We start from the raw sequence: 26,529 nt of genomic DNA, 5'->3' as shown, positions 1-26,529 counted from the left end.
TGTATCTTACAAACTGCGAGAATTATTCCACGGCTCTTGCTGCGTCGTCGACGCCTGCGTGCCAAGCCCATGAGGCCAGCACGCCAAACCAGCATGTAATCCATAGAAGGTAGACACGTATGACAACGAAGTCCATCGCGGCTCCTGCCCCAACATCCGGCCTCGGCCATTCACTCAAACCGCGCCAGCTCACCATGATGGGGCTCGGAAGTGCGATCGGCGCAGGCCTCTTCCTCGGCTCCGGAGCGGGCGTCCAGGCCGCCGGCCCGGCAGTGCTTATTTCCTACCTCGTGGCCGGGACGCTGATCATCCTGGTCATGTGGGCCCTCGGCGAGATGGCAGCTGCCAACCCGAACAGCGGCGCGTTCTCCGTATATGCGGAGAAAGCCATGGGCAAGACCGCCGGCGGAACCATCGGCTGGCTGTGGTGGCTCCAACTGGTGGTGGTCATTGCCGCCGAAGCCATCGGCGCAGCCGGACTCCTGTTCTCCATCTGGCCGGTCATCCCCGTTTGGGTCCTTGCACTTGTCTTCATGGTGGTCTTCACCGGAATCAACCTGGTGGGCGTCCGCAACTTCGGCGAGTTCGAATTCTGGTTCGCCATCCTCAAGGTGGCCGCAATCGTCATCTTCCTGCTGATCGGCGCAGCCCTGCTGTTCGGTTGGCTGCCGAACGTTCCCTCCCCCGGATTCTCAGCTTTTGGCGACTTTGCACCCAACGGCATCGGTGGCATCGCCGCCGCCTTGTTCGTCGTGATCTTCGCGTTCGGTGGAACCGAGATCGTCAGCGTTGCTGCTGCCGAAACCGAGAACCCTGCCCATAGCGTTGGCAAGGCCATCCGCACGGTGGTCTGGCGCATCCTGGTCTTCTACATCGGCTCCGTGTTTGTCATCGCAGCCGTTCTCCCCGTGGGCTCGGACGGCCTGAAGTCCCCGTTCGCCGGCGTACTGGACCTTGCGGGAATCCCCGGCGCCGGCGCAGCCATCACCCTGGTGGCCGTCGTTGCCCTGCTGTCCGCGCTCAACGCCAATCTCTACGGCGCCTCCCGCATGATTTTCTCCCTCTCAGAGCGGGGGGAAGCCCCCCGCTTCCTGTCCCGCCTCAGCGGCTCAAAGGTTCCCGTCGCCGCCGTCGGAATTTCGGTTGCCTTCGGCTTCATCGCAACGGTCCTTGAACTGCTGTTCCCGGAAAAAATCCTGCCCGCCTTGCTGAACCTTGTGGGCTCCACTTGCCTGGTGGTCTGGGGTACGGCGCTGGTGTCGCAATTTATCCTGCGCCGCAGGGCGGATCGGGACGGCACAGAGCTCCCGCTGCGCATGAAGGGATTCCCCTTCCTCACCATCGTCGGCCTCGTCCTGCTGGGCCTGATCCTGGTGGTGGGCTTCGCCAACCCGGAAAGTGCCGGACAGCTGATCGGAACATTCATTTTGATCCTGGTCATAGCCGCCGGTTGCTTCATCAACGCCAAGTCAAAGGCCGTCAAGCACTCCACATCCGTCGAGTAACCAACTGCTTATCACCGCAAGAAAGCCCTGCACAGTTTGTACTGTGCAGGGCTTCTTTGTGTGCCCAAATTGTACAAAGTGTTTCGTTTGAACTGAGCTTATTGCGCACACCCTCATTGGGTGACTAGGGTCACAGCCATGACTACACATCCTGTGCTGGCCGCCGTCGATGATGACGCGGCCCCGCTCACCCACCAGCAACTACGTGAGCTGTACACCCTGATGGCAGCCGTCCGGCACCTGGACACTTCGGCCGTGGCTTGGCAGCGCCAAGGGATCATTCCGGGCTACGCGCCGGAGCTCGGCCAGGAGGCCGCGCAGGTGGGCAGCGGCTACGCCGTTGACCGGACCAGGGACTTCGTCTTCCCCACCTACCGCGAGATGGGTGTTGCACGGGCGATGGGCCTGGACATGGTGGGCTACATGTCCACGCACAAGGCCACGTGGCACGGCGGAATGTACAACCCGCTGGAATCCAGGTTCGCACCCATCCAGGCGGTGGTGGCAGGGTCAGTGCTGCACGCTGTGGGTTGGGCCCACGGCCAAACCCTGGCCGGCCATGCCACAGGTGAAACGGGCGTAGCCATGACGTACTTTGGCGACGGAGCTTCCTCCCAGGGCGACGTCCACGAAGCCATGAACTTCGCCGCAGTCATGAAAGCCCCTGTGGTCTTCTTCATCCAAAACAACGGCTGGGCCATCTCCGTCCCTACGGAACGCCAAGTTGCCGGAGGCTCCGTCGCAGCTCGCGCCGCAGGCTACGGAATCCCGTCCTTGCAAGTGGACGGCAATGACGTCGTGGCAGTCTACGAAGCCACTCGTTCTGCTTTCGCGTACTGCCGCGCAGGCAACGGCCCCGTGGTCATCGAGGCCATGACGTACCGCCGGGGTCCGCACTCCACTGCGGACGATCCCGGCCGCTACCGCACGCTGGAGGAGGAACGCCTCGACGCCGGCGAGGATCCGCTGGAGCGGTTCAAGCAGCGCCTCCTCGCCGAAGGAGTGGCCGACGAGGCCTTCTTCGCGGATGCACAACGATTGGCCGTAGATGAAGAAGAGGCCGTCCGGGCGGGCATAGCGGACCTGGGCCCAAGGCCCGGCGCCGAAATGTTCAGCCTGGTCTTCCAGGAACCAACGCCAGCCCTTCAATCCCAGGCCACCGCGTGGCGCGAGGAGTCAGAACATGCCTGAGACCATCACCGATCTGCGAATAAAAGACAACAGCACGGAAACCGCTACAGACGGCGTTCAACAGCTGTCCATGCAGCAAGCACTCAACCGTGCACTCGACGAAATCCTGGCTGAGAACCCCAAGGCCGTCATCTTTGGCGAGGACTGCGGACAGCTGGGCGGCGTCTTCCGCATCACCGACGGCCTCCAGGCGAAACATGGCGAGGCACGCGTCTTCGACACCCCGCTTGCCGAGTCCGGCATCCTCGGCATGTCCGTGGGCCTGGCAATGGCAGGCTTCCACCCCATCCCGGAAGTCCAGTTCGACGGTTTCGCCTACCCGGCCATCAACCAGATCGTCTGCCAAATCGCGAGGATGAACTACCGCAGCCGCGGCACCCTGCCCATGCCCATCACCTTGCGCGTACCCAGCTTCGGCGGCATTCGCGCACCGGAACACCACGGCGAGAGCCTGGAGGCGCTCTTCGCCCACGTTCCCGGGCTCAAGGTGGTCTCCCCCTCCAACCCGCACGACGCCTACCACCTGCTGAAGTACGCTGCCACCCGGCCGGACCCGGTGATCTTCATGGAGCCCAAATCGCGCTACTGGCAAAAGGGACCGGTGGACGTCACCACCGCGGTGCCCGGCGAGGCAACCCACGACGGCGACACGCCCTACGGCGGCAGCCTCACCGGCGCCCGGGTGGCCAGGGAAGGCCGTCACCTCACCCTGGTTGCCTGGGGTGCCATGGTCTCGCGCTGCCTGCAGGTTGCTGAGCTGGCGGCCGAGGACGGCATCGACGTCGAGGTCCTGGACCTGCGCTGGCTGAAACCGATTGACGCAGAAGCCCTGGCGAGGTCTGTCGGGAAGACGCGCCGCGCCGTCGTCGTCCATGAAGCGCCGCTGACCTCAGGTTTGGGTGCGGAGGTGGCCCAGCTCATCACGCAGAGCTGCTTCGCCACACTCAAGGCGCCTGTTGAACGCGTGACCGGCTTCGACGTGCCCTACCCCTCCGGAGACCTGGAGGACGAATACATCCCCAACATCGACCGCATCCTCTTTGGGATCCAACGCGTACTGGAGTACCGCCGTGGCTGAAATTTCCTTCCCGCTCCCCGACCTCGGCGAAGGCCTCATTGAGGCGACCGTGCTGGACTGGCTCGTGGAGCCCGGCCAGCAGGTGGAACGCAACCAACCGATCGTGGAGCTCGAAACCACAAAATCGGCCCTCGAATTGCCGAGCCCGCAGGCGGGTAAAGTGGTGCGTATTCACGGGGCGCCCGGTGACACCATCAACGTTGGCGAACCGCTGATTGTGTTCGAGGTTCCGGATGACACCGCCGGGATCGTGGGCACTGTTCCGAAGGACGAAGCACCCAAGCGCCGGGTCCGCCTGAGCGCCGTACTCGATGAGGACTGACATGATGACCGGCAGGCACACCATGGAACAGCACAGGCACACGGTAGAGGGAACGGACCCCGGGTTGTTCGTGGAAGTTCACGAGCCGGCCGCCGACGCCGGCCTGCGCCCCGTCCTGCTGATTCACGGCTTCTCTTCTTCCACGAAACTGAACTGGGTGGACAGCGGGTGGATCACCACCCTTCAGGATGCCGGCCGCCGGGTCATCACTGTGGACCTTCCGGGTCACGGCCGGAGCCACTCCCCCGAGGACCTGGATTCGTACACGCCCAGCCGCATCCGCGCTGACCTTCTACAAATAGTGACCGACGCCGGCGCGCGGCCCTTGCGTGACGGTGACCCGTCCACGGGACTGGACGTCATCGGCTACTCGCTGGGATCGCGGCTGGCTTGGGAGTTTGGCGCCACCCAGCCGGACCTGGTTCACCGCATTGTCCTGGGTGGGCCGAGTTCAGCAGATCCGTTGGCAGCTTTCGACCTCGTTGCTGCGCAGCGGCACCTGGCAGACGGTACACCCATTGAAGACGCCTCCACCGCCGGGCTCCTGAAGATGGCCCAGATGCTTCCAAGCAACAACCTGTTCGCCATGTTGTCACTGATCGAGGCCATCAAGGGCGAGCCCTTTGATCCCGCGGAGGCCGCCCCGCACATGCCCCTCTTGCTCGTAGCCGGCGAGAAAGACGAACGGGCGGCCACCATGCCCGAGTTGGCCTCGATCGCCGGCAAGCGTGGAGGCATGGTGGAGACCCTGGTGATTCCGGGGCGCACCCATACCAATGTGATAACCAGCCGGGCGTTCAAGGAAGCCGCCGTCGAATTCCTCGGGGTATAGAAGGTCAGCGGGCCAGCCGCTCAGCATTAAGGCTCATGCGTTCCAGCACGCTGAGGGCCATTGCGTACTCGTCGATGCCGATGCCCATGGACAAGTCCTGACGTGCATCTTCCACCATCCGTTGGGCCTCGTGGTATTTCTCCCGACCGCGTTCGCTCAGTGCCAGCCTGTCATCGATCATGGTGATCATTCCCCGCCCCACCAGTGCTGCAAGTTCCCGCTCGCGCAGCCGGACGTCGCCGCCCCACAGCGGCTGGAGGATGTCCTCCAGCTGATCAGGCAGCAGGGCACCCTCTGAAAGGGTGCCCAAGGCGTGCCATTGGCGCTTAGTGAGCTTGATCCTGGCCAAGGTGGCGTCCAGCTGGACTTCCAATGCGGCGTCCAGCCGTTTAATCCAATATCCGATGGGCTTGTTCACAAGGCCATGCTTTCAGCGGGGGCGCCACCGGGCAAGGGTTGGACGGTACGCTTGGGAGTGCAACGAATTACGTGGAAGTGGAGCAGATGGGCATGCGTTTCAAGGACCGCGCGGAAGCCGGTCGACGCCTGGCTGAAGGACTGCCCCAGCTGAGGGAACGGCCGGATACCATCGTCCTTGGCCTGGCCCGTGGCGGGGTCCCGGTAGCCGCAGCCGCAGCTGCAGAACTGTACTTGCCGTTTGGCGCTGTACTGGTCCGCAAGCTGGGCATTCCGGGGCGTGACGAGACCGCTTTCGGGGCATTGGCTTGGTCCCGGGGGGACGTCCTGCGGATCGTCAACAGGCCCCTGAAGGAGCTCGTCCTCGCCCACGGCATTTCCCAGTCCGCTTTGGATGCAGTGGAAGCGCATGAGCGTGCCGAACTTATCCGACGCGCCAACCGCTACCCGGGTATCGGCCACGATCTCCGGGGGAAGACCGTGGTGCTGGCCGACGACGGACTGGCTACAGGAGCCACCATGCGGGCAGCCGTGGAGGCGGTCCGGGCCGGCGGTGCCAGCACCATCGTCGCCGCGGTACCGGTCGCCTCGCTGGAAGCTTCGACGTCGCTGGGTCGGGTTTGCGACTTTGTGATGGCATTGCACACGCCCGGAAAATTCCATGCTGTTGGCGCCTTCTACGAACGCTTCGAGCAGTTGTCGGACGACGACGTCGTAGGCCAACTTGAAGCTGCAACGGCCAGCGGCCGCAAGTAGTCGCCGTCGTCCATAAACGCGAAGAGTCCTGCATGGACGCAAAGACGGGCGCGGTCCCCTGGACCGCGCCCGTCTTTTTGGACTCTGTTGGAGCGCCTAGTGATGGACGCTGTAGCCCAACGGCCTGCCGCGGGTTTCCTTGGCCAGGATCACGCCTATGGCAGAGATGACGCACAGCACCATGATGTAGATGCCCACTGAGCCGGACCACTTGGTGGTGTCCAGGAGTGCTTGGGCAATGAGCGGAGCGAAGGCGCCGCCCAGAATTGCACCCAACGCGTACCCGATGGAAATTCCCGAATAGCGGACCTGGGCCGGGAACATTTCGGCATACATGGCAGACATCGGACCGTAGGACAGACCCAACCCAATGGTGAGGACGAACAACGCGGTTCCGTAGAGCACGATGTCCTTGGAATCGATCAGCACGAACATCGGAATCATCCAGGCGAAGACCAGGCCGTAGCCGATGAGGAAAGTCTTGACGCGGCCTATCTTGTCCGACAACCAACCGCCCACCATAGTGAAGATGAGCCAGCCAAAGGACGCGATGGTGGTGGCCAGCAAAACCTGGGGCGTGGGCATCTTCAACGTACGTGTGGCGTAGGAGATGAAGAAGGCAATCAACAAGTAGCCAGCGGCGTTGTTGGCGATGAAGATCAGCGCGGCCAGGACTACTTCCTTTTTGTTCTTCCGGAACAATTCGCCCAGGGGTGCCTTGCTTTCAGCCTTTCGCTGGGCGATCTCCTTGAAGACAGGGCTTTCGCCAACTGCGCGTCGAATCAGGTAGCCCACCACAATGAGGACCACGGACAGCAGGAACGGAACGCGCCATCCCCAAGACGCGAAATCTTCCTTGGACATGCCCGACTGCAGCAGGAACAACAGCCCGGTGGCCAGGATCATGCCGATCGGAACACCGATCTGCGGGTAGGCGCCGAAAAGTCCGCGCTTTTTGAGGGGCGCGTGCTCCACAGCCATCAGTGCAGCACCACCCCATTCGCCGCCGGCCGAGAATCCTTGGACAACGCGCAGGGTGATCAGCAGGATGGGAGCCCAGACGCCGATGGTGGCATAGGTGGGCAGCATCCCGATCAACGCGGTGGCAGCACCCATCATGACCAACGTCATAACCAGCACGGCCTTGCGGCCGAGGCGGTCACCGAGGTGCCCGGCTACGAACGCACCCAGGGGCCTGAACAAGAAGCTGATGCCGATCGTGGCGAACGACAGGAGCTGAGCGACGCCCGGGTTGGACTTCTCCAAAGGAGAAAGGAACAACGGGGCCAACAGCGTGGCCGTCAGCTGGGCAAAGATGAAGAAGTCGTACCACTCAATGGTGGTGCCCACCAGCGTCCCGGCCAGAACCCGGCGCTCTTCGCGCTTGGTGCTGGGCCCTGACGGTGAATCGACAGTGGAAGTTTCGGTCATTGGAACTCCATGGGGTGAGAGTGACTGGTCGGCGCGGGACTTGCATTAACCGACAGAACGGTCAGTTAGGAAAGAATACTACAACCTGTGACTCAAAGCACAGACCCCCGTCGTGTCGGCCACCATAGAATGGTTCGCATGAATCCCCGCAGCGACGTCAAAGGTCCGCCGGAAACGGCAACGCAGGTTCCGCCGTCGCAAACGCTCTCCCGCGGAATCCGTGCGCTGGAAATTCTGGCAGCAGCCGAACGCCCCCTCAGCATCGCCGAACTCACGGAGGCCCTCGGCGTCCATCGGTCCGTGGCCTACCGAATTCTGCGGACGCTGGAGGACCATTCGCTGCTGGTGCGTGACGACTCCGGCCGCGTGCAGCCTGGCCCCGGGCTGTCGGTCCTGGCCCGCGGAGTCTCGCGGAACCTGCAATCGGCAGCACTACCCGAGCTCACCCAGTTGGCGAACACACTGCACATGACTGCATTCGTGGCGGTGTGGGACCATCAGGAATGCATCAACCTGGTCACTGTTGAGCCGCGACACTCAGGTGCCGCCCTCGCCCAGCACCCAGGCAACCGCCACCCCATCGCCACCGGCGCTCCCGGGATCGCCATCCAATCAACCATGACGGAGGACCGCTGGCAGCAGGTAGGAGCAGGAAACCCCTACCGCGCCGAAGCGCACGAGGCCCGCCGCCTGGGCTACGCAACCAGCCACGACGAAGTCATCGCCGGCCTGTCCTCCATCGCTGCCCCCATCCGGGTTCCTGGCGGCCGGCCGGCGGCGATCGCCGTCGTCTATATCCGCTTGGACCAGGACGCTGACGCCGTGGGCAAGGCGCTGGCCGCCAGTGCCGCGCGGATCGAAAGCCAACTGGCCTGAAACCTCCTCCCTGAACCATTCCTTTCAGGTCAAGTGACGTGCCCCACAGCACAAGACGGCAGCCTGGGGAAAGCGAATACTCGAACAAGGACCAGACACACCGTCCGGTCCTTCTTTCGAGCACGAGAAGGAACCCATGAGCCTGAATCTCCTTGATACCTCCAACTGGCTGCCACTGGACGGCCTGGCCCCCGGCTTCGACGCCAACAAGGCCCCTACCGTGCAAGACCTGGCAGGACAACAGTTCTCCGTCAGCGGCGACGGCGGACCCATGACTTTCAGCTTCGACGACGAAGAAGTCCAATGGGCTGCCGCCAGTCACACCGGAACATCCACCTATGAGGCCTTCCTGGTGGCCGAGGAGTTGTACTACGCCCAATGGCAGAGTCCCCAGGACCCGGAACTCGCCGCTTCCCTGGTGTTGGACCTCCTACACGGCCGCGCACTCTACATTGGCGCCACGCTCGGCAGGGCAACCCCCTCCAGCGTGGCCGTCAATCACGATTTCCGCCCAGGGACGCTCGATGGATACCGCGCCACGGGCACGGAAATCTCCGAAAGCCGTGCACTCATCGGCCGCCGCGTCGAATGGGTCTACAGCGAAACGCATGCCTACGAACACATCTACCTCAGCCCAACCTGGTACACGTGGCAGTGCCTGGCAGGTCCGGAGCGCGGATTGGCAGACACGGACTCCAACACCGTATTTCAGGTCCGCCCCGGGATTTTCGTCTTCACTTGGCGCGAGAAGGTCATACCCTGCGGCTCGGTCACCGTCGCCGACCACCGTGATCCCAACGCCATCAGGTCCCATGGCAGCCTCTTCGGCTGGGACGAGGCAGGAACGGAACCCGTGCACTTCACCTTCGGTGCACACGGCCGCCTGATCAGCATCACCCAGCACAGCCCGGCATTGAACCCCGCCCTGGACCCGGCCATGCGGGATTAGCCCAAGCAAAGAGGACAACAATGAAGCCCCGGCGAGCGCAACGCTCGCCGGGGCTTCATCTATGTTGCGCGGGTTATCAGTCCTCCGCGCCGTGGCCAATCCGAGCGTACAAGGCCGGCTGCGAGCGCCGGAGGCGCAAGCCCCAGATGACGCCCGCAACCCCGGGCAGCAGCACCAGCAACGGCAAGACGAACGTAGCGGCCGTTGACTCGGTCTGTCCCAGCAGGACGTTGAAGTTCGCCATGATGAGCACAAAGACAACGGCAAGAAGCACGAAACCCAGGCCTGGAGCGATCACCCTTACCCACAGGTTTGCCCCGTGCTGCTGCCGCCGGAAGAAACCGATCACAGCTATCGACACCACGGTCATCAGCAGCACCAGCCCCATGGCACCGCTGTTGGTCAGCCAAGTAAACATGGTCAGCACGGGATACAGTTCACCGAGTTCGGAACTTGCACCGGCAATTGCAAAGCCAAGCGTTACGACGACGGCGATCACCGTTTGCGCCAGCGAACCGGCGAACGGTGCCCCACTTTCCGCCCGCACCTTGGCGAGCGCCGACGGCAGGACGCGCTCGCGGCCGAGGGAGAAGAAATAGCGCGCTACGGCATTGTGGAAACTCACGAGTGCGGCGAAAAGGCTGGTGACAAAGAGAACCTGGGCGATGTCGCTGAGCAGTAGGCCCCCGTGGGCGCCAAGGAAAGCGAACATCATATCTGGTCCGTTGGTAGTTGCCGCCTCGACAACGGCGGACGGCCCTGCCCCTACGGTCATTGCCCAGGCGGAGACGGCATAGAACACGGCAATGATTCCCACAGCTGCAAACGTTGCCCTTGCGACCGTTCGTTTGGGGTCCTTGGATTCCTCCCCATAGATTGCAGCGGATTCGAAGCCCATGAAGGCGGCTATTCCAAAGGAGAGGACTGCGCCGATCCCGGGAACAAAGAGGCTTTCGGGGCTGAAAGTCACTGCACTGATGCCTTCCGGAGCTACAGCCAGGCTGACGATGTCGTACACGATCACCACCAGGAATTCGAGGGCCACCAGGACACCAAGCACCTTTGCGGACAGGTCCACCCTGTTCACACCCAACCATCCGACGACGGCAATGCAGGCGAGCACCGGGATCCACCAGGGAACGCTGATGCCAAGCCGCGCAGATAGGAGCGAGGAGACCGTGAAGCCGAACAACCCATAGATGCCCACCTGCATCAGGTTGTAGGCCATGAGTGCAATCAGCGATGCCCCCACGCCGGCGGGCCTGGAGATGCCCTGCGCTATGTAGGCGTAGAAGGCGCCGGCGTTGGTGACGTAGCGGCTCATTGCCGCGTAGCCCACGGCGAACAGCGCCAGGATTCCGCCCAGAATCAGGAATGACAACGGCACCCCGGTCACGCCGGTGACCGCGAAGGTGGTGGTCACACCTCCCGCCAGCACGGTCAGCGGTGCGGAGGCCGCGATAATCATGAAGGTCACTGCCGGTACGCCGAGCCGCCGTTTGGTACCGACTGTTCCGGCGGTTCTGCCCTTGACGGGGTTATCCACGCTCATAGTGTGCTCCTGCCTCGGTGCCGCGGGAGATTGCACGGCACGGTGTCTGTCATTCCGCAATCTTCCATCGCAGGGAGCGTGCGTGACTTGTCTCACACGGCAGGGTATTTGTCGCTGCACGCAAGCACGGCGGCACGTGGGCCCCGGTGTAGAATCGTGGGCAAGCTCACGTCCGCGTTATCGGCATACCGGCCCCGGAGGCGGCGTCGCCCGCGGGCCATTGAAAGGGAGTTTGATGACCGTCGCGGCTGATACGGGCCCCGCAACCGTGCAAACCATCGTGGCGGAGTCGTTCCAGGAGTGGAGCAAAGCAATATCCACCTCCTTCGTGCCTCTGTTGGCAACGGGGCCGCGCAGTTCTTCCCTCCAGGAGGCAACCTTCCACGGAACCATGCGTGCCCGGGTGCTGGGGCAGATCTCCGTAGTGGAGATTACTGCCGGCCCCCATACCGTCCTGCGCACACCGGAGCTGATTGCCAGGTCCACAGGGCGATTCTTCAAACTCAGCATCCAACTCGCTGGTTCGGGCCGCCTTGTTCAGGACGAACGCGAAGCCGTGTTGCGTCCCGGTGATCTCTCCATCTATGACACCTCCCGGCCCTATCAATTAACGTTCGACGACGACTTCCGCACTTTGGTGCTCATGTTCCCGCACGTGCTGCTGGACCTGCCAGCCGAAGCCATGGGCCATGTCACTGCCTTGCGCATTCCGGGCGATGAGGGCCTCGGCGAATTAATCAGCCCCTTTCTGGTAAAACTGGCCGACAACCTTGAAGCCCTCTCGGGCTCCAACGGGCTACGGCTGGTCCACAATGCACTGGATTTGGTGACCACGCTCTTCAACGGTGAACTCGATCAGCTGATCGAGACGGGCCGGGATCCGCATCTGCTGCTTCTGGGCCGCATCCACGATTACATTGAAGCCAACCTCGGCGACCCGGAGCTCTCCCCCGGAACCATCGCCGCTGCCCACTACATATCGACGCGGCACCTGCACGATCTCTTCCAGGAAATCGGGACTACGGTGGCCTCGTCCATCCGGCAACGACGACTCGAACGATGCCGGCGCGACCTCCGGGATCCGGTCCTTGCCGATCGACCGGTCACTGCCATCGCAGCCCGGTGGGGGTTCACCGACGCCGCCCATTTCAGCAGGATCTTCCGGGCAGCATTCGGGAACTCCCCCACCGGTTACCGCAACAGCCACTAACGGTTCCCCGCAACGGGAACCCAGCGGTCGCCGTCGAACACTGGCTATGCGGCCGCCGTCGGAGCCGTCCCCCGGTCCGTGAGGGCAGCCATCTCATCCAGCATTGCTCGCAGCAGGCGATCTTCCAGCGGGGCGAATTCAGGATCGCCCGCACGGTTGACCAGTTCCCCTGGATCGGTGTTGTGATCGTAGAGTTCGGCAATCTCCGTGCCGAAATAGCGGGTCAACCTGCCCTCAGCAGTGATGACGCTTCGCATTCGGACCGGACCTGGCAGCCCTTCCAAGCCAAAGGGTTGTTCTTCCTCCACCAGCAGCGCTTCCCGATGATGTTCAGTGTCCCCTAGCAGTAGTGGCACGAGCGAGCGGCCTTGGATTCCCCGATATCCCTTGGAGCCAGTGAGCTCAATAAGCGTCGGGGCCAAATCCGCGCTGGAAACCAAGGCCCCGGTGCGCCGCGGCGGGCTGCCGGGAAGGTGCACCAGCAAGGGAACATTGGTCACTGCGCGGTAGTGGACAAAGTGCTTCAGCATGAGGCCATGGTCCCCGAACAAGTCCCCGTGATCGCTCGTGAACACCACAATGGTGTCCTCGGCCAGGCCTTGATGATCCAATTCGTCGAGTATTCGCCCAATGTGCTCGTCCATCATCGTGATCAGGCCATACTGGGCGGCAGCGGCAAACCTGTACTGTTCCTCAGTAGCCGCCCACGTCATGGTTGGGTCCGCGTTTGGCTCACCACGGTGTTCCATCATGTCCCTCACATGGGCCGGCGAAGCCGAGTGGTCCTGCTCAAAGCCAAGCGGGAGTGGCAAGTCCAAGGGATCGTAGAGGTCCGAGTAGCCTTCCGGGGGCGAGAACGGGTGATGAGGGTCCGGGAAGGACACAAACATGAAGAATGGCTGGTCCTGCCCGGCGGCATCCTTCAGGTGCTCGATTGCTTTCTCGCTGACATAGCTGGTGGGGTGCACATCAGCGGGGATAGCCGTCTGGTACACCTGATCCCACCCGCTGTACTTGCTGGACGAATTTCCTGGACCTCCCAGCGTTTCCGGGTCGACGCCCCTTTCGCGGGCCCAGTGCACGTAGTGGCCGCCTGGCCGGTCCCCGTGGCCGATGACGAGGTCTACGTGCTGGTAGCCGTAGTAGTCGGAGGGGAGCGCAATGAAGCGGTCATCGTGCGCGTCGCGGTTCTCCCATTGGTCCCACCCCGGGGGAAAGCCCTGACGGCGGGCGTCGCCTACTCCGGTGTCCAACAGCAGCGGGTCGGTGGCCCGGATCTCCTCGGCCTGGTGCGGCTCAAATTCCCACCCCATATTTTGGTGGTGCAACTTTCCCACGCCCACGGTGCGGTAGCCGCCCGCTCCCAAGGACCCCGGAACGGTCTGCGTCAGCGGATCCAAAGTGATGCCATTGCACCGCGTCCCGTGTGCGGAGGGCCACCTGCCGGTCATCAGGCTGGCACGATTGGGCATGCACGTGGGATTCGCCACTGTCGCCTTCTCGAAAACAATGCTTTTGTCGGCGAGCGCATCCAGGTTTGGCGTCTTGACGGTGGCGTTGCCACCGAAACCCAGGTGGTCTGCCCGGAGCTGGTCGGCGATGATGAAGAGGACGTTGGGCCGCCGGCTGCCGGCTGCCCGGTGCTGCCCCGTCATACGGGCCTCTTGATGAGGGACAGCACTTCGGTGCGTTGCCGGGCGAAGTCCGGCAAGGAACGTGTAGTTATTTGATCACGCGGAGCAGGCAGGTCCACGTCCACCACCTTGAGGACGCGGGCGGGCCTGGAACCCAAGACCACCACGCGATCTGCCAGGTAGACCGCTTCGTCGATGTCGTGGGTCACCACCAAAATGGTCATGTTGAAGTCCTCCCGGATCTTGAGGCACAGATCCTCCAGGTCAAACCGGGTCTGCGCGTCCACTGAGGCGAAGGGCTCGTCCATGATGAGGATCTCCGGCCGGTACGCCAGCGCCCGGGCGATCGCCACACGCTGCTGCATTCCGCCTGACAACTGCCAGGGATATTGATTGTCGGCATGGGACAGGCCGACGGCGGACAGGGCACTATCGCAGCGCTCCTTCAGTTCCGCCGCCGGCAACTTGAGGTGCCGCAGGGGAAGGATCAGGTTCTTCCGGACGGTGAGCCACGGCATCAGGGAGCGGTTGTAGTCCTGGAAGACCAAGGCCATTTCGGGAGGAGGGCCGCTGATGGTCCGTCCGTCAATGGCCGCCCGTCCGCTGCTGGCCGGATGAAGCCCGGCCAAGCATTTCAGGAGTGTCGTCTTGCCAACACCTGAAGGACCTACGATGCAGACAATTTCGCCGGCATCGACGGTGAAGGTGAGGTCTTCGATAACTGTGTGTGATTTTTCGCCGCTGCCATAAGTCTTGGCAAGATGCGCCACGTCCAGCCGCGGAGTGGTCGCACTGATGCGGGTTTCTGGTTGCTGTGCCATGGTGGACTTTCTGTTTCGGATGGGAAGAGTCGGGGCCTGCCGGGCGCTCATGCTGCACGCGCCATGCGACGGGACCCGATGTACCAGGACAAGACCTTGTGCTTAAGCAGGCTGAACAGGATGTTGACCATGAATCCGATGACACCCAGGAGCAGTATCCCGGCCCACATGTCAGCGGTCATGAAGCTCTGCTGTGCAAGCAAGGTCATGGCTCCGATACCCTGCGAACTACCCAGCATCTCGCTCGCGATCATCACAATGAATGCCACCTGGAGGCTCACCTGCAGACCGGAGAAGATTTGGGGCATCGCCGCCGGCAGCAGGACATTGAGCACCCGTTCCTTTCGGCTGAGCCGGTACACTCTGGCGACGTCCATGAGGTCGTTGCTGACGCTGCGGATGCCGTCCACTGTGGCGATCATGGTCGGAAACAATGCCGCCAGGGCAATGCTGGTCACCCGCATCTGGGTTCCGAAGCCGATGAGGGAGATAAAGATCGGAACCAGAGCCACAGGAGGGATGCCGCGGAGGAAGTGGATCAACGGATCGATCATCCACCGGACCGGAGGAACCAGCGCCGTGACGAAGCCGAGGGCCACCCCGGCCACTCCTGCGATGGCGAAGCCCATGAACAGGTTTCCCAGGCTAAGAAGGACATCGGACTGGAAGTGGTCAAACAGCCACAGCTCCTGGAAGCGCACAATGATGGTTTCCAGCGGCGGGAAGAAGGGATCGGTGGAGTTCGCGGATAGGAACCACCAGGCTGCCAGCAGCAGCACAGGTGTGCCTGCACCGATCACCCAGTTTCGTATTTTGACGTTTCTCATCAGGGCACCACTTCCCGGTAGGACTCATGCCAGTGCAGGACCCGGCGCTCGGCCAGCCGGGTAGCACCTTGGAACAACAGACCCAGGACACCGAGGACAATCACCAGTCCGTAGAGACTGGCGTAGTCGCCCGCCGCCTGTGCCTGGTAAATGCTTTGGCCCAGGCCCGGGCCGCCGCCAAGGAGTCCTGCCACGACCGTGACTACCAAGGCGGCAGGCGCTGCCACCCGCATCGCAGTACCGATGTAAGGCATAGCGCTGGGCAGGACCACCCTGGCCAGAATCTCTCCCTCGCCCATGCCATAGGAGCGGGCCGTATCCCGTGCTACGGGATCGGTGCCCTGAACACCGTCGACGGTCTGCATGACGATGGGGAGCAAGCACCCGAACACCACCAGGAAAAGGGACATCTCTGCAGTGGGCCCCAGGACCAACACCGCGAGGGGAAGGATGACGATCGGCGGGACAGGCTTCAGAAATTCCAACACGGCCAAGGTGGCGTAACGGACGGATTCGAAGCTGCCAACGAGCAATCCGATGACCACTCCCGCCAAGGCCGCTACAGCCAACGCCAGCAACGCGATGCCAATGGTGGCGCCCAGGGACGACCAGAACATGCCCGTCCCCAGAATGCTTGCGAGTGTGGTGAACACTGTTGTGGCCGGTGGGAGCGCGTTGCCTGCCACGTTGGCCGCCGCCAGGACCTGCCAGATGACCAGGGCTCCGGCGATGCCCAAGGCGCTGAACGCATAGGGGCGGATGGATGTTTTCATGACGAATCTCCCATGTCGCTTACGGCCTACTTGCCGAAAATTACGTCAGCCGGCAGCTTCACTGGTGCACTCAGGAAACCGAGGTCAGCGAGGTTTTTGTTGGCGCGTTCGATGTCTTCGAGGCGTACCTCTTCGGGCCAGTAATTCACGGCACCGGATTTCACGACCTCCAGCGGAGTCTTGGTGATTTCGGCGCTGAGCTGCTGTGCTTCATCGATGTGGCCGTTGGCGTAGGCGTTCGCCTTGTAGATGGCCGCCTTGAAACCCACCAACGCCTTCTCCTTGGACTTCACCGTGTTCGCCCCTGACACCCAGAGGCCAATCGCGCCCTGTTCAAAGAACTCGACGCCGGGAGAGGCCAGGAGCCTGTTGCCCTCTGACGCGGCCTTGGACGTGAACGGGGCAACCAGGGAAGCGGCATCGACTCGTCCGGAATTCAGTGATTGGAGTGCCGATGACGGATCGAGGACCATCCAATTCACCTTGGCGGGGTCGCCGCCGTCGTCCTTGACGAGCTTGCTGACCGTAACCTCCAGCTGTGCCTTGCGGGCTGGAACACTGACGCTCTTTCCTTCCAGGTCCTTCGGCCGGTTGATGGCGGACGCCTGCTGCACCAGGAGTCCGGTGTCATCTACGCGGTTGAGGTCCGCCCCCTCACTAGCCCCGTCCTTGTAGCCATCGGCTGCCGCGATGATCTTGAGCGGTACGTTCTGGCTCAGTGCATTCAAAAGTGGGATGGATGGCGTGTAGGTGACGTCAATCTGGCCGCTCTGGGCAGCTGCAATACCGGCCGGCGGATTGGCTATGACCGAAATCTCGACGTTGAGACCCTGCTCCTTGAAGTAGCCTTTGTCAGCCGCGAGGCGGATACCGGCATCGGAACCGATGCCGATGGTTCCCACCTTGAGCGTGGTGGTCCCGTCGGCGGCGGGGGCGGCGGCCGGGCCCGCCCCGCCGCCGCAGGCTGCCAACGTCATGGACAAAACTGCGGCCAGGGCCAAGGGAATAGTGCGTCGCATGGTGCTCCTTGAATCACGAATGGTTGGAACGGAAAGGAATGGTTCTAGCTGGTGGATTGGTGGACTGTGCGGCCACCGCTCAGTGTGAGCCTGACCTCGGTGTCGAGGAGCTTTTCGATCTCCTCGTCCACGGGCCAAGGGTTGGAGAGAAGGCACAGATCTGCTGCCATGCCTGGCGTTAGGGCACCTTTGAAGTGCTCGGCGTGGTCCTGCCACGCGGCGTGGATGGTCATTGCAGCCAATGCCTGCAGGCCGGTGATCCGCTCGGGATCCCGAGGACTGCCCGGCTGGGAACGAGTGGCTCGTCGGACGGCTGCCACCACGGTGCGCCGCCAATCGGTACTGGTGACGGGGGCGTCCGAGGCAAGGTTGACATGAACTCCGGCTCCCACCGCTGATTTCAGGGGCTGGTGCCGGGAGAAACGCTCCTCGCCAAGAACTTGGCGCATGATGTCACCGGCCTCTTGACGGATGAGGGGGTTGGTGCTGTAACCAATGCCGTGGGAGGCCATGGTGTGCAGTGTCCCGTGATCACCGAAAGCCCCGTGGATGATGTAATGACGGTTCCCGGATGACGTTGGACGGCCCTCGGCACTGTCATCCGCAGCGATGATCGCCTCAACGGCTACGGCGGTGGCCGCGTCCCCCGTGGCATGGACCCCTGCCTGCAACCCGGCTTCGCTGATCAACCCCAGGATTTTGTGCAGCTCCGCAACCCGCTGGGCGTCGGTGGCCCCTTGGATCACCAGGCTGCCGTGCGTACAGGCCTTGCCATACGGCTCGCTCATCCACGCGGTGCCGCTGCGCGGAATGCCATCGGCGAAGATCTTGACGCCCGCGATCCGCAACTGCTCCGGATTGATGCCGCGGTTCAGGTAGGTAGCGGCCAGTCCGCTGCGAAGGCCTGCTTTAACCGCGTCGGCATTGGCTCCCCCGGTTCCCGCGAAGAGCATCAGGACGTTGATTCTCAACGTAAGTTCATCCTCCGCGGCGAGGTCGCCCAGCAACTCAAGTGCCGCCGTCGAACCGGTACCGTCCATGAGCCCAGCACTTGCAGGGCCCAGCCCAGGATCCGTGAGGGAAGTGATGCCGAGCGAGTGCAGGTGCTCCTGCAGAGCAAGCAGAGCCGGCCTCAAAGTGGATCCCGGAACCGGCGGCATTGCCCGCGAAAGAAGTTCCATGGCTCCGTCCTGGAGCAGGCCTGAGGGGTTGCCGTCGGCGGTTCTCTCCACGACGCCACCGTGCACGTCCGGTGTTGCGGCGTCAATTCCGGCCCTTCTCAGGGCTTCCCTGTTGGCTAACAACTGATGCCCTGTGCTGTCGAACGCCACCACGGGCGTGTCGGGCCTGGCTTCGAGCAGGAATCCCTGCGCCGGGCCCAGCAGGGCTTCGTCCCAGCCATGGGCGCGCACCCAGCCGTCATCCCCCGCCGGCGCTGCCTCCACGACGTCGACGACGGCCGCCCAGTCAGGGGCCACAGCCGGCTCCAGGCGCACATAGCCAAAGGCGGCCATGGCCGCTGAAACGAAGTGCAGGTGGGCATCGTTGATGCCTGGAATGACAGCACCACCCGTGGCATCGATAACGCGCGTGGAGGGGCCGATCAACTGGCTCACGTCGTTGTTGCCCAGTGCGGCCACGCGGCCGTCTTTGACGGCCACGGCATCGCTCACGTGATGAGATGCCGCCGGGTCCATGGTGTGGACCGAAGCATTCATGATCACCAGATCAGCGAAATCTTCCATCAGTTCTCCTCAAGTCACCACATCCGAATGTGATGCAGACAACGTTCCTGAAAGAAGTATGTCGCTTGACTGGGTCACTTGACTAGGTTTTGGCGTAAAATTTCTTTCAGAGGACTTTTCCACCTCCCCGGCACGGCCAAAACGACGTCACGGCGGTTAACGCCTACGATCGATGAGACCGCCTGAAAGAGAAGAAGGTGCATGAATGGCCAGGGTTCCCGCTGAGGAAAGGCGGCTGCAGTTCGTTGAAGCCGCAGCAAGGGTGATCGCCCAGGACGGCCTCGCCTCTGCAACCACGCGACGAATCGCCAGTGAAGCTGAAGCACCGCTTGCGGCACTGCACTACTGTTTCCGGAGCAAGGATGAACTCCTTGAAGAGGTCTACAACTTCCTCAGCAGGGACTACGCCAAGGCACTGGAACCTGTGGCCGATCCGGGAATGGGATTGCGCCACATGGTGGGCGCCCATGCCAGACGCATCTGGAGCCGCATGCTGGAAAACCCGCATGAGCAGGTCACCACCTTCGAACTGCTGCTTCGGCGCTTCCGAGTAGAGGCCGAAGACCAGCCACAGGCCTTGCTCATGAACCGTTCCATGTACGACGGCTGGGTTAACTCAACGCTGGAGCTTTTCCGTTCGGCCGCAGAAGCCGCTGGAGAACCTGTCCCCGCCAACCTGGAGGACATCACGCGCTTGTTCATTTCCGGGATCGACGGCATCAGCATGCAGCATTTGGCCGACCCCGACGACGAACGGTCCCTCCGGTTGGTGGAACTTATGGCCTCATCCCTCGCCGGAGCGCTCCACTAAGCCTGAGGCTTGCGCTTCATCACCAACCACGTGAGAACGCCCAGCAGCAAAAGGCCGGCTGCAGCGGCCATCGACACGACGAAGGCCGCACCCGGGCCTTGAGTTTCAGCCAATTGCCCGGCCAGATAAGAGCCCAAAGCAGTTCCAGCCACGATTCCGCTGGCCAGTGCCGTCATCACTGTGGCCATGCGGCCGGCCGGCGCCACCACTCCGCCGATGCTGAAGACGGTGACCATCACAGGCCCCACGGGAATACCCAGTATCAGCAGGACAAAGATCATGGGCCAGATACCCGCCGGAAGAAGCAGCAAGAGTGACAAAACGGACATCGCCAGCGCCGCGACAACCCAACGGGAAGCCAGGCTGAACCGTTGCGGCCAGAATGCGACGGATAGCGCTGCTACAGCTGAGCTGAGGCCCATTACTGCGTATAGAAGTCCAGCGATTTCGGCAGTGGCGTACTGTGCGGAAAAGGCACTCAGGGCGTTTTGGGTTGCCCCGAAAAAGGTACCCATGCACACCATCGCGAAGACCGGCACGGCCACCACCGCGCCTGCCCAACGGTTGCGGCTCGCAGGACTTACCGGGGCCGATTGCTCTCCTGGAGGCACGGCGCCGGCACTCGGCTTCCGGGGTGCCGGTACAACCGCCAGCTGGCTGGGATGGATCGCAAAAGCAGGAACCAACGTGATGGTCATGACGGCTGCCAAGGCGAGCGGCAACCAGGGTGCCACCATGCTGGCGAGGACACCCACCAGGGCAGGGCCCAGGACGAAGGTGATCTCGTCCGCGGTCCCTTCATAGGACAGCGCGGTGTCCAGGTCAGCCCGGTTGGCCGCGACGCTTCGGCCTCCGTTGGCTGAGGACTGGGATAGATTGCGGGTTGTCAGTGCCATCCATCGGACACGGGCCATGGGACCCACCTGGGGGCAGCTGGCTCCCGCGAGGAAAGCTGCAATGAGGACGCCAACTGCGTCGGCCACCGAGCCGTACGCGGGAGTGAGGTAAGCCGCAGCAAGGAGCCCCGCGACGGCGAGTGTGTTGATGACCGCTGCCACGAGGAGCACGATCCGTTGTCCTGCCCTGTCAGCCAGGGAGCCGAGGACGGGAGCACCCAGGGCCGAGCCGATGCCAACCGCTCCGGCCGCCATGCCGCCGATCGCGTAGGAGTGGCTGACGGCGGTGACCAGCGTCAGAGTGCCGACTGTCAGCATGGCCAGGGGAAGCCTGGCGAAAAGGCCCAGCGGAAGGAAACCGGGTCCGGCCAATTCGGGAAGCCGCGCGAAGCGGCCCGGAAGGCGTGAAGGGCGTGCGGGAGCCGATGATAGAGGCTGTGAAGCTAGAGAAGATTTTTCCATTAATCCGGGTTCGCTAAAGTGTGCGCATCGTCCCTCCTCCCGATGCGCGCGACCCGGTGTAACGGGTTAAGTCTATCGGATAGCTGTCAAACGGGAACGGCCTCGGCAATCCGCACGCTGGAACCGTGCCTGCCCTTGACCACCTGTAGCTGGCTGGTGATGCGTTGCTTCATCTCCCCGACGTGACTGACCAGCCCAACTACCCGGCCGCCGTCGCGCAGTCCCTCCAAGGCATCCATCACTTGTTCCAGGGCTTGTTCATCGAGACTGCCGAAGCCTTCATCAACAAACAGTGTCTCGATGTCCACGCCGCCGGCCTCCTGCTGGACGACATCGGCAAGGCCAAGTGCCAATGACAACGACGCCATGAAGGATTCGCCGCCAGAGAGGGTGGAGGTGTCCCGGCGCTGGCCAGTCCATTCGTCTACAACTTCAAGCCCGAGGCCGGACTTCGCTCCCCTGGCGGCCTTGGCGTCCGTATGTTGCAACGTATATCTGCCGTCGCTCATGGCCACGAGCCGCTCGGAGGCGGCGGTTGCCACTTGTTCCAGCCGTGCAGCGAGGACGTAGGTGTTCAGGCTCATCCGGTAGCTGTTGTCGCCCGATCCCCTCAAGGTGTCGGCCAGCTCAGCAAGCATGTGCGCCCTGTTCCGCGGTTCGCTTCCCGCTTGTGCCAGGGTTTCATACTCCCTCCGCAACCGGGCAACAGCGGCCGCCGATTTTCCGGCCATACCCGCAGACAAAGCCTCGGCCCGCGCTGTATCTGCGGCATTGGAAGCAATCAGTTTCGATTCAGCAAGTTCAGCTTCTCCCAAGGGAAGCTCGCCTATGTTCGCTTCCTTGGCGGCAAGGACCAGGTCCTCGCTGGCAAACAACTCATCCAAGCGGGATGATTCGGCGTCGAAATCAGCCAGGTCTTTCTCAAGGCCCACAACATCGGCCGGTGAGAGTATCTCCCGGCGAGCGTCGTCAGCGGAGGTGAAACCGGATTCCGGCAAGGCCCTTTCAAGCGACGCGGCGGCGTCTTCCCGGGCTTGCTCCGCCCGTTCCAGTTCCACATCTGCGTCCGCGACGGCTTGCAAGAGCCCGCGCTCAGCCATGAGTGCATCCAGCCGTTCACGCAGGCTCGGGAAGTCCCCCCTTAAGCCGGCGAGATCCGTTTCAAGGGCAACACATTGCTCCTGAAGCAGGTGAACAGCGGACGACGCCTGTGCAGCCTTGCTCACGGAAGCGTCGTGTTCTTCCTGCACCAGAGAGATCCGCTTGGTGAGGGCTTCCTGCCGGCCGCGAAGCTTCTCCAGCAAGCCTGCCGCCTTTCGTGCCGCCGAGGCAGCGTCCTGGGCCGATATCCGTTTGGCCTCTGCTTCAGCAGCATCGGTTGCACCCCCTTGGGCAACCAGTCCGGCAAGCACCTGGGCTGCGGAGGAAACTTGTTCGGAGAGGAGCCCCAGGGCTTTTTCACTGGCCTCGAACTGTTCCTTGGCTTCTTCCTCTTCCTGGGCCAGGGAGAGTGCTGATCGCACTGCTTCGGCAGGATTGGGGTGCTCTTCGCTGCCGCAAACAGCGCACGGCTTACCGCTTTCCAGTGCCGCGGCCAGCTCCCCTGCTGCATTGGCCAAACGCAGCTCGCGGACGTCGAGCCACTGTTGCCGGAGGTCCTGTGACACCGACCGGGCCTGGAGCTGCTTTCCGGTAACCTCAGCCAACTCGCTGGCAGCCGTTTCATGGCGGGCTACGATTCGAACCAGCTCCGCCGCAGCCTCCGCATTCCGTTCCAGTTCTGTCAGTTGGCCGGCCAAAGGCTCGAGGGGCTGGATTTGCGACTCCACAGTGGACGCGTCTTCGCGCAGCTGTTCCAGCACGGCCGACGAAGCCTCGGCAGCGGCTTGATGTTCCGCCGTTTGACTACGCCTGTCTGCAAGGCGCGCCGTGATCTCTTCCAATCGCTGCTCATCGGGCAGCCGTGCCTCAAGGACTGCGCTGCTTGCCTTGACGCCTTCCAAGGCAGCGGCAGTGTTTGTTGCCTCCAAGCCGACCGCGGCAAGCTTCCCTCGCAGGCCTTGCGTCCGCGCAGCCGCTGCTTCGAGTTTGCGCGCTGCAGTATCGACCGCTTCCAGATGGCCGCCGAGAACAGCGGCACGTCGGTGCTTTCCGAGCATCTCCTTGTTCTCCAGAGCCCGGGGCGCTGCCAGCTCCAGCAGGACCCGCCGCTGCATCGCAGCGCCGAGCCGCCCATGCCGTAGCGACTTCTCCTGAGCTTCTTGGAATTGTTCCATCAGGCGGGTAGCCAGGGATTCTGCCTCGGCGGCCTCGTCCTGCCGCCGCTTCCATTCAGCACTAACTTCCGCTTCCACAGCGGCAAGCCAGGCCTCAGGTTCCTGTCCTGGCTCCTCGCCGGCGGTTGGAGCGACTGCGGCAAGGCCCAGCTGTTCCTGCTCCGCTGCAACCCGGTCAAGCAGCAACTTGAGTTCTGACGCGTTCTCCTGCACGGCCCGGGTGGCCTCAGCTGCTTGCTGAACAAGTTGGCGTTCAACAGCTTCAAAACGGTGCGTGCCGAACAACTTTTGCAGCAGTTCCAACCGGTCGTTGGCCTTGGACCTCAGGAAAGCCGCGAAGTCGCCCTGGGGCAGCATCACCACCCGGGTGAACTGCTCCCGGTCCATCCCAAGGACGTCCGAAAGCTCGGCACCTACCTCATCATTCCTGGAAGATTTCTCTTCCCAGCTTCCTGCCACCCGTTCCCGGAGGAGGGTCTTGGCCTGCTGGGTGGTGAATCCGTTGCGGCCGCGGGCGCTGGGCCGGTCCCACGCCGGCGATCGCGTCACTTCAAAACGCCGCCCGCGTGCTGAGAACTCACAGATCACGCGCGGCTCCGCGCCTGGCGCCGCATGGTCGCTTCGTAGCCGTTTCCCTTCCTGGCGGGCACCTGGAACGGACCCATACAGTGCGAAACAGATCGCATTCAGAATGCTGGTCTTGCCGGCACCCGTAGCGCCGTTGAGGAGGAAAAGGCCCTGTGCGCTCACATGGTCGAAGTCAATGTGTTGGGGCGTCGCAAACGGACCGAAGGCTTCGATCTCCAAACGATGAATTCTCACAGCTCAGCCTCCTGCAACCGGACAGCTTCGAGTGCTTCCTGCAGCGCCGCTTCCTCTGCATCGCTGGCACCGCGATCCCTGACGTGTTCCAGGAATCCACAGCAGACTCCAAGGTCGTCTTCGGCAGCGGCGAGCCGATTGCTGTAACTGGTGGAAGTCCGTGCCTCTGCACCCTGGGGATCGAAGGAGAGAACCAGGGTGTCAGGGAAGCGGGTGCGCACCTTTTCCATGGCCTGCGCAGGCCGTTGCGCATCCGTCAACGTGATCTGGCAGTAAGCACTCTCTGCCCAGGCATGCTCTTCGGCACCGAGCAGATCATCCAGCGTTCCACGCAAGGTGGCAAGGGATTTGGGGGCATCCCACACAACTTCCTCAACAGCGATCACTCCATGGGCGTCAAGGTCCACCAGCCAGGCGCCTTTATGGTGCTTGGCCTCCGAGAATGAATAGGCCAAGGGAGAACCGGAGTACCGGACATTGGGTGCCAGCTCCTGCCGCCCATGGAGGTGACCCAGTGCGGTGTAGGTGAAGCCTTCAAAGAGATCCAATGGAACTGCTCCCAGGCCGCCGATGCTCAGGTCCCGTTCGCTTTCCGAAGTAATGCCGCCGCTGGCAAAGGTATGCGCTAGAACCACCGGATAAACGGGTCCGGATGCGCGGCGGGCTTCAACATCCTGCCGGATCCGATCCACTGCCGCAAAGGTGACATCAAAGTGGTTGGCGTTTTCAGCGCACAGACGCTCAGCCACAAGCCGGGGTTCAAGATAGGGAATGCCGTAAATGGCAACGTGGCCGCTTCCGGTGCCGTCCTTGCCATGCCCATCGGCGCCACGTCCATCGGCTCCGAGGGGCAAGAGGATTGGCACATCAAGATCTTCCACGCGCGTTCTCAGGTGCACTCCCCCGCGTTCCAACAGGCGGGAGGCAAAGCCCAGCCTGATGGCGGAGTCGTGGTTGCCACTGGTCAGGACAACCCCGGCCCCTGCCTGAGTAATGCGCACGAGGGCATCATCCAGCAGTTTGACCACATCCAGCCCGGGCAAGGCACGATCGTAGACGTCTCCTGCTATGAGCACCACGTCAACGGACTTGGATTCAACCAGCGATACCAACTGGTCCACGAAGTTGCGTTGGGCTTCAAGCATGCCAACGCCGTGGAATGATCGGCCAAGGTGCCAATCGGAAGTATGAAGTAACCGCATATTCTCAAGTTAACCGGGGGCACCGACAATAAAGCGCAGGCGAGCCGTCCGCCGTCGACCCCGTGCGGTTATTTGCCCTTTTTCCCATCAAAGAAGTCGCGCGCGTCATCACTGACCGGCGCAGCCGGAACACGTCGGGAAGCGTCCTCGTCAGATTTCTCAGGAGCTTCGTTGACCTGAACGTCCTCAACCGGCTCGTCATTGGCATCGAAGGAGTCGTTCACCCCATCGCTGCCGCCCTGGACGTCGTCGGTCACGGCGACGGTGGCCTGTGACAGGCCTTGGAAGCCACGGAAAGCGAGACCCGCAAGCGCGGCGCCCATCAGCGGAGCCACCCAGAAGAGCCATAGGCCCTCAATCGTCCAAGGCGAGCTGAAGAATGCCTGGGCCGTTGCCCGAGCGGGGTTGAAGGGAAGGTTTCCCAGGACCTGCCCCAGCTGAAGCAGGACAGCCATTGCAAGGCCTACCGCGAAGGGGGCCATGGCCGGAAGTGCGCGGCGTCCAGCGGTCGCGCCAAGGAATACGGCCACAATAAGGGCCGAACCGAGGACTTCGACCAGCAGAACTCCTGCCATCTGCGTTTGCGCGGAAGCATGCTCACCGAACCCCGGGGCAACGACGTCGAACGCCGCCCTGGCGTCCGTGAGGACAGGCACGGTGGTCACCACGAAATAGATTAAGGCAGCACCAACGACGCTGCCAATGATTTGGGCCGCCACATAGGCCAAGGCCGCCACGGCCCGGATGCGGCCGGCAATCACATTGCCTAAGGTGATCACCGGATTGAAATGCCCGCCGGAGACATAGCCGAAAGCCAGCATTGCCACTGTCACCGCCAACCCCGTGGCAAGAGCCACTGGCAAGGGCGCCCCACCAGGATTCGAAAATATCCCGACTCCCACCGCGGCAACCACAACGAACATCGAACCCAAAGCTTCAGCCGACAGCCGGGCAAGAAGTCCCGGTTGGTGTTCAGGCGTCGCTTGTACAGGAGAGGTCATGTCGAATGGGTCCTTACGGTTGGTATGGATGCCGGATTGACCGGCCGCACGCTGGTATTGGCAGGGGTAACGCAAGCTCAAAGCCACTGAGTATCCTGCCAGCAGAGTCTGGACGGTTGCT

23 protein-coding genes are annotated in these 26,529 nt (G+C 62.7%); 10 read left to right on the top strand and 13 right to left on the bottom strand.

The genetic code is table 11. From position 1 onward, the window contains the following. Positions 1-119 precede the first annotated feature (119 nt). The 5 genes from ACZ881_RS01640 (at position 120) to ACZ881_RS01620 (ending at position 4,928) form a co-directional block, all read left to right on the top strand. Entirely contained in the window at positions 120-1,505 is a 1,386-nt protein-coding gene (locus ACZ881_RS01640) for an amino acid permease (protein WP_476112152.1), read from the top strand. A gap of 138 nt (positions 1,506-1,643) precedes the next feature. Beyond that, the gene (locus ACZ881_RS01635; RefSeq protein ID WP_476112150.1) at positions 1,644-2,696 is read left to right on the top strand and encodes a thiamine pyrophosphate-dependent enzyme; all 1,053 of its coding nucleotides are present in this window, start codon (positions 1,644-1,646) and stop codon (positions 2,694-2,696) included. Next, positions 2,689-3,774: an alpha-ketoacid dehydrogenase subunit beta gene (locus ACZ881_RS01630; RefSeq protein WP_178996778.1), complete on the top strand. Its 1,086-nt coding sequence runs from the start codon at positions 2,689-2,691 to the stop codon at positions 3,772-3,774. The genes ACZ881_RS01635 and ACZ881_RS01630 overlap by 8 nt, the downstream gene beginning before the upstream one ends. After that, positions 3,767-4,096, top strand: a complete 330-nt coding sequence (locus ACZ881_RS01625; protein WP_017200407.1) for a biotin/lipoyl-containing protein — start codon at positions 3,767-3,769, stop codon at positions 4,094-4,096. The genes ACZ881_RS01630 and ACZ881_RS01625 overlap by 8 nt, the downstream gene beginning before the upstream one ends. A 1-nt stretch (position 4,097) precedes the next feature. Continuing rightward, positions 4,098-4,928, top strand: coding sequence for an alpha/beta fold hydrolase (locus ACZ881_RS01620; RefSeq protein WP_091468284.1), 831 nt, complete (start codon positions 4,098-4,100; stop codon positions 4,926-4,928). Between the two features lie 4 nt (positions 4,929-4,932). On the opposite strand, the gene ACZ881_RS01615 is transcribed toward ACZ881_RS01620, so the two are convergent. After that, positions 4,933-5,346: a MarR family transcriptional regulator gene (locus ACZ881_RS01615; RefSeq protein WP_179017198.1), complete on the bottom strand. Its 414-nt coding sequence runs from the start codon at positions 5,344-5,346 to the stop codon at positions 4,933-4,935. 86 nt (positions 5,347-5,432) lie between these two features. Here ACZ881_RS01615 and ACZ881_RS01610 point away from each other — a divergent pair, with 86 nt between their 5' ends. Next, positions 5,433-6,101 (top strand): phosphoribosyltransferase, encoded by a 669-nt coding sequence (locus ACZ881_RS01610; protein ID WP_476112657.1) that lies wholly within the window; start codon positions 5,433-5,435, stop codon positions 6,099-6,101. A 96-nt stretch (positions 6,102-6,197) separates the two neighbouring features. Here ACZ881_RS01610 and ACZ881_RS01605 read toward each other — a convergent pair whose 3' ends face one another. Further along, positions 6,198-7,532 carry an MFS transporter gene (locus tag ACZ881_RS01605; protein WP_091468291.1) on the bottom strand — a complete coding sequence of 445 codons (1,335 nt, stop codon included), beginning with the start codon at positions 7,530-7,532 and terminating at the stop codon, positions 6,198-6,200. Between the two features lie 129 nt (positions 7,533-7,661). On the opposite strand from ACZ881_RS01605, the gene ACZ881_RS01600 reads away from it, so the two are divergent. Both ACZ881_RS01600 and ACZ881_RS01595 read left to right on the top strand, forming a co-directional pair. Further along, entirely contained in the window at positions 7,662-8,408 is a 747-nt protein-coding gene (locus ACZ881_RS01600; RefSeq protein ID WP_370628992.1) for an IclR family transcriptional regulator, read from the top strand. Positions 8,409-8,544: 136 nt separating this feature from the next. Beyond that, positions 8,545-9,357: a MoaF C-terminal domain-containing protein gene (locus ACZ881_RS01595; protein ID WP_476112147.1), complete on the top strand. Its 813-nt coding sequence runs from the start codon at positions 8,545-8,547 to the stop codon at positions 9,355-9,357. Positions 9,358-9,433: 76 nt separating this feature from the next. Here the strand turns inward: ACZ881_RS01595 and ACZ881_RS01590 are convergent, their stop codons facing one another. Next, complete coding sequence (locus ACZ881_RS01590; protein WP_476112145.1) at positions 9,434-10,909, bottom strand: APC family permease; 1,476 nt, start codon at positions 10,907-10,909, stop codon at positions 9,434-9,436. Positions 10,910-11,144: 235 nt separating this feature from the next. On the opposite strand from ACZ881_RS01590, the gene ACZ881_RS01585 reads away from it, so the two are divergent. Further along, positions 11,145-12,119, top strand: coding sequence for an AraC-like ligand-binding domain-containing protein (locus ACZ881_RS01585; protein ID WP_476112143.1), 975 nt, complete (start codon positions 11,145-11,147; stop codon positions 12,117-12,119). A gap of 44 nt (positions 12,120-12,163) precedes the next feature. On the opposite strand, the gene ACZ881_RS01580 is transcribed toward ACZ881_RS01585, so the two are convergent. From ACZ881_RS01580 to ACZ881_RS01555, 6 genes are read right to left on the bottom strand one after another with little or no spacing between them, the layout of a single operon-like run. After that, positions 12,164-13,774: a sulfatase family protein gene (locus ACZ881_RS01580; protein ID WP_476112141.1), complete on the bottom strand. Its 1,611-nt coding sequence runs from the start codon at positions 13,772-13,774 to the stop codon at positions 12,164-12,166. Continuing rightward, a complete protein-coding gene (locus ACZ881_RS01575) occupies positions 13,771-14,625 on the bottom strand; it encodes an ABC transporter ATP-binding protein (RefSeq protein WP_476112139.1) in 855 nt (284 codons plus the stop codon). Before ACZ881_RS01575 ends, ACZ881_RS01580 begins: the two co-directional genes overlap by 4 nt. Continuing rightward, on the bottom strand, positions 14,622-15,401 hold the full coding sequence (locus ACZ881_RS01570; protein ID WP_091468308.1) for an ABC transporter permease: 780 nt from the start codon (positions 15,399-15,401) through the stop codon (positions 14,622-14,624). The genes ACZ881_RS01575 and ACZ881_RS01570 overlap by 4 nt, the downstream gene beginning before the upstream one ends. Further along, positions 15,401-16,174 carry an ABC transporter permease gene (locus ACZ881_RS01565; RefSeq protein WP_091468310.1) on the bottom strand — a complete coding sequence of 258 codons (774 nt, stop codon included), beginning with the start codon at positions 16,172-16,174 and terminating at the stop codon, positions 15,401-15,403. The genes ACZ881_RS01570 and ACZ881_RS01565 overlap by 1 nt, the downstream gene beginning before the upstream one ends. Positions 16,175-16,200: 26 nt before the next feature. Beyond that, positions 16,201-17,193 carry an ABC transporter substrate-binding protein gene (locus ACZ881_RS01560; protein WP_476112136.1) on the bottom strand — a complete coding sequence of 331 codons (993 nt, stop codon included), beginning with the start codon at positions 17,191-17,193 and terminating at the stop codon, positions 16,201-16,203. 44 nt (positions 17,194-17,237) lie between these two features. Continuing rightward, positions 17,238-18,938 carry an amidohydrolase gene (locus tag ACZ881_RS01555; protein ID WP_476112135.1) on the bottom strand — a complete coding sequence of 567 codons (1,701 nt, stop codon included), beginning with the start codon at positions 18,936-18,938 and terminating at the stop codon, positions 17,238-17,240. A gap of 205 nt (positions 18,939-19,143) precedes the next feature. Between ACZ881_RS01555 and ACZ881_RS01550 the strand changes: the two genes are divergently transcribed. Further along, the gene (locus tag ACZ881_RS01550) at positions 19,144-19,749 is read left to right on the top strand and encodes a TetR/AcrR family transcriptional regulator (RefSeq protein WP_024817242.1); all 606 of its coding nucleotides are present in this window, start codon (positions 19,144-19,146) and stop codon (positions 19,747-19,749) included. On the opposite strand, the gene ACZ881_RS01545 is transcribed toward ACZ881_RS01550, so the two are convergent. The 4 genes from ACZ881_RS01545 to ACZ881_RS01530 form a co-directional block, all read right to left on the bottom strand. Beyond that, a complete protein-coding gene (locus ACZ881_RS01545) occupies positions 19,746-21,107 on the bottom strand; it encodes an MFS transporter (protein ID WP_454811010.1) in 1,362 nt (453 codons plus the stop codon). The genes ACZ881_RS01550 and ACZ881_RS01545 overlap by 4 nt on opposite strands. An 86-nt stretch (positions 21,108-21,193) precedes the next feature. Further along, positions 21,194-24,205, bottom strand: coding sequence for an AAA family ATPase (locus tag ACZ881_RS01540; RefSeq protein WP_476112132.1), 3,012 nt, complete (start codon positions 24,203-24,205; stop codon positions 21,194-21,196). Continuing rightward, a complete protein-coding gene (locus tag ACZ881_RS01535) occupies positions 24,202-25,407 on the bottom strand; it encodes an exonuclease SbcCD subunit D (RefSeq protein ID WP_476112130.1) in 1,206 nt (401 codons plus the stop codon). The genes ACZ881_RS01540 and ACZ881_RS01535 overlap by 4 nt, the downstream gene beginning before the upstream one ends. Before the next feature lie 68 nt (positions 25,408-25,475). Continuing rightward, positions 25,476-26,408, bottom strand: a complete 933-nt coding sequence (locus ACZ881_RS01530) for an MIP/aquaporin family protein (RefSeq protein WP_476112128.1) — start codon at positions 26,406-26,408, stop codon at positions 25,476-25,478. Between the last annotated feature and the right edge of the window lie 121 nt (positions 26,409-26,529).

It is taken from the genome of Paenarthrobacter sp. TE3676, from assembly GCF_056279165.1.
Note: the sequence above shows the minus strand (reverse complement) of the source record. Positions and strands in the feature narration are given on the sequence as shown.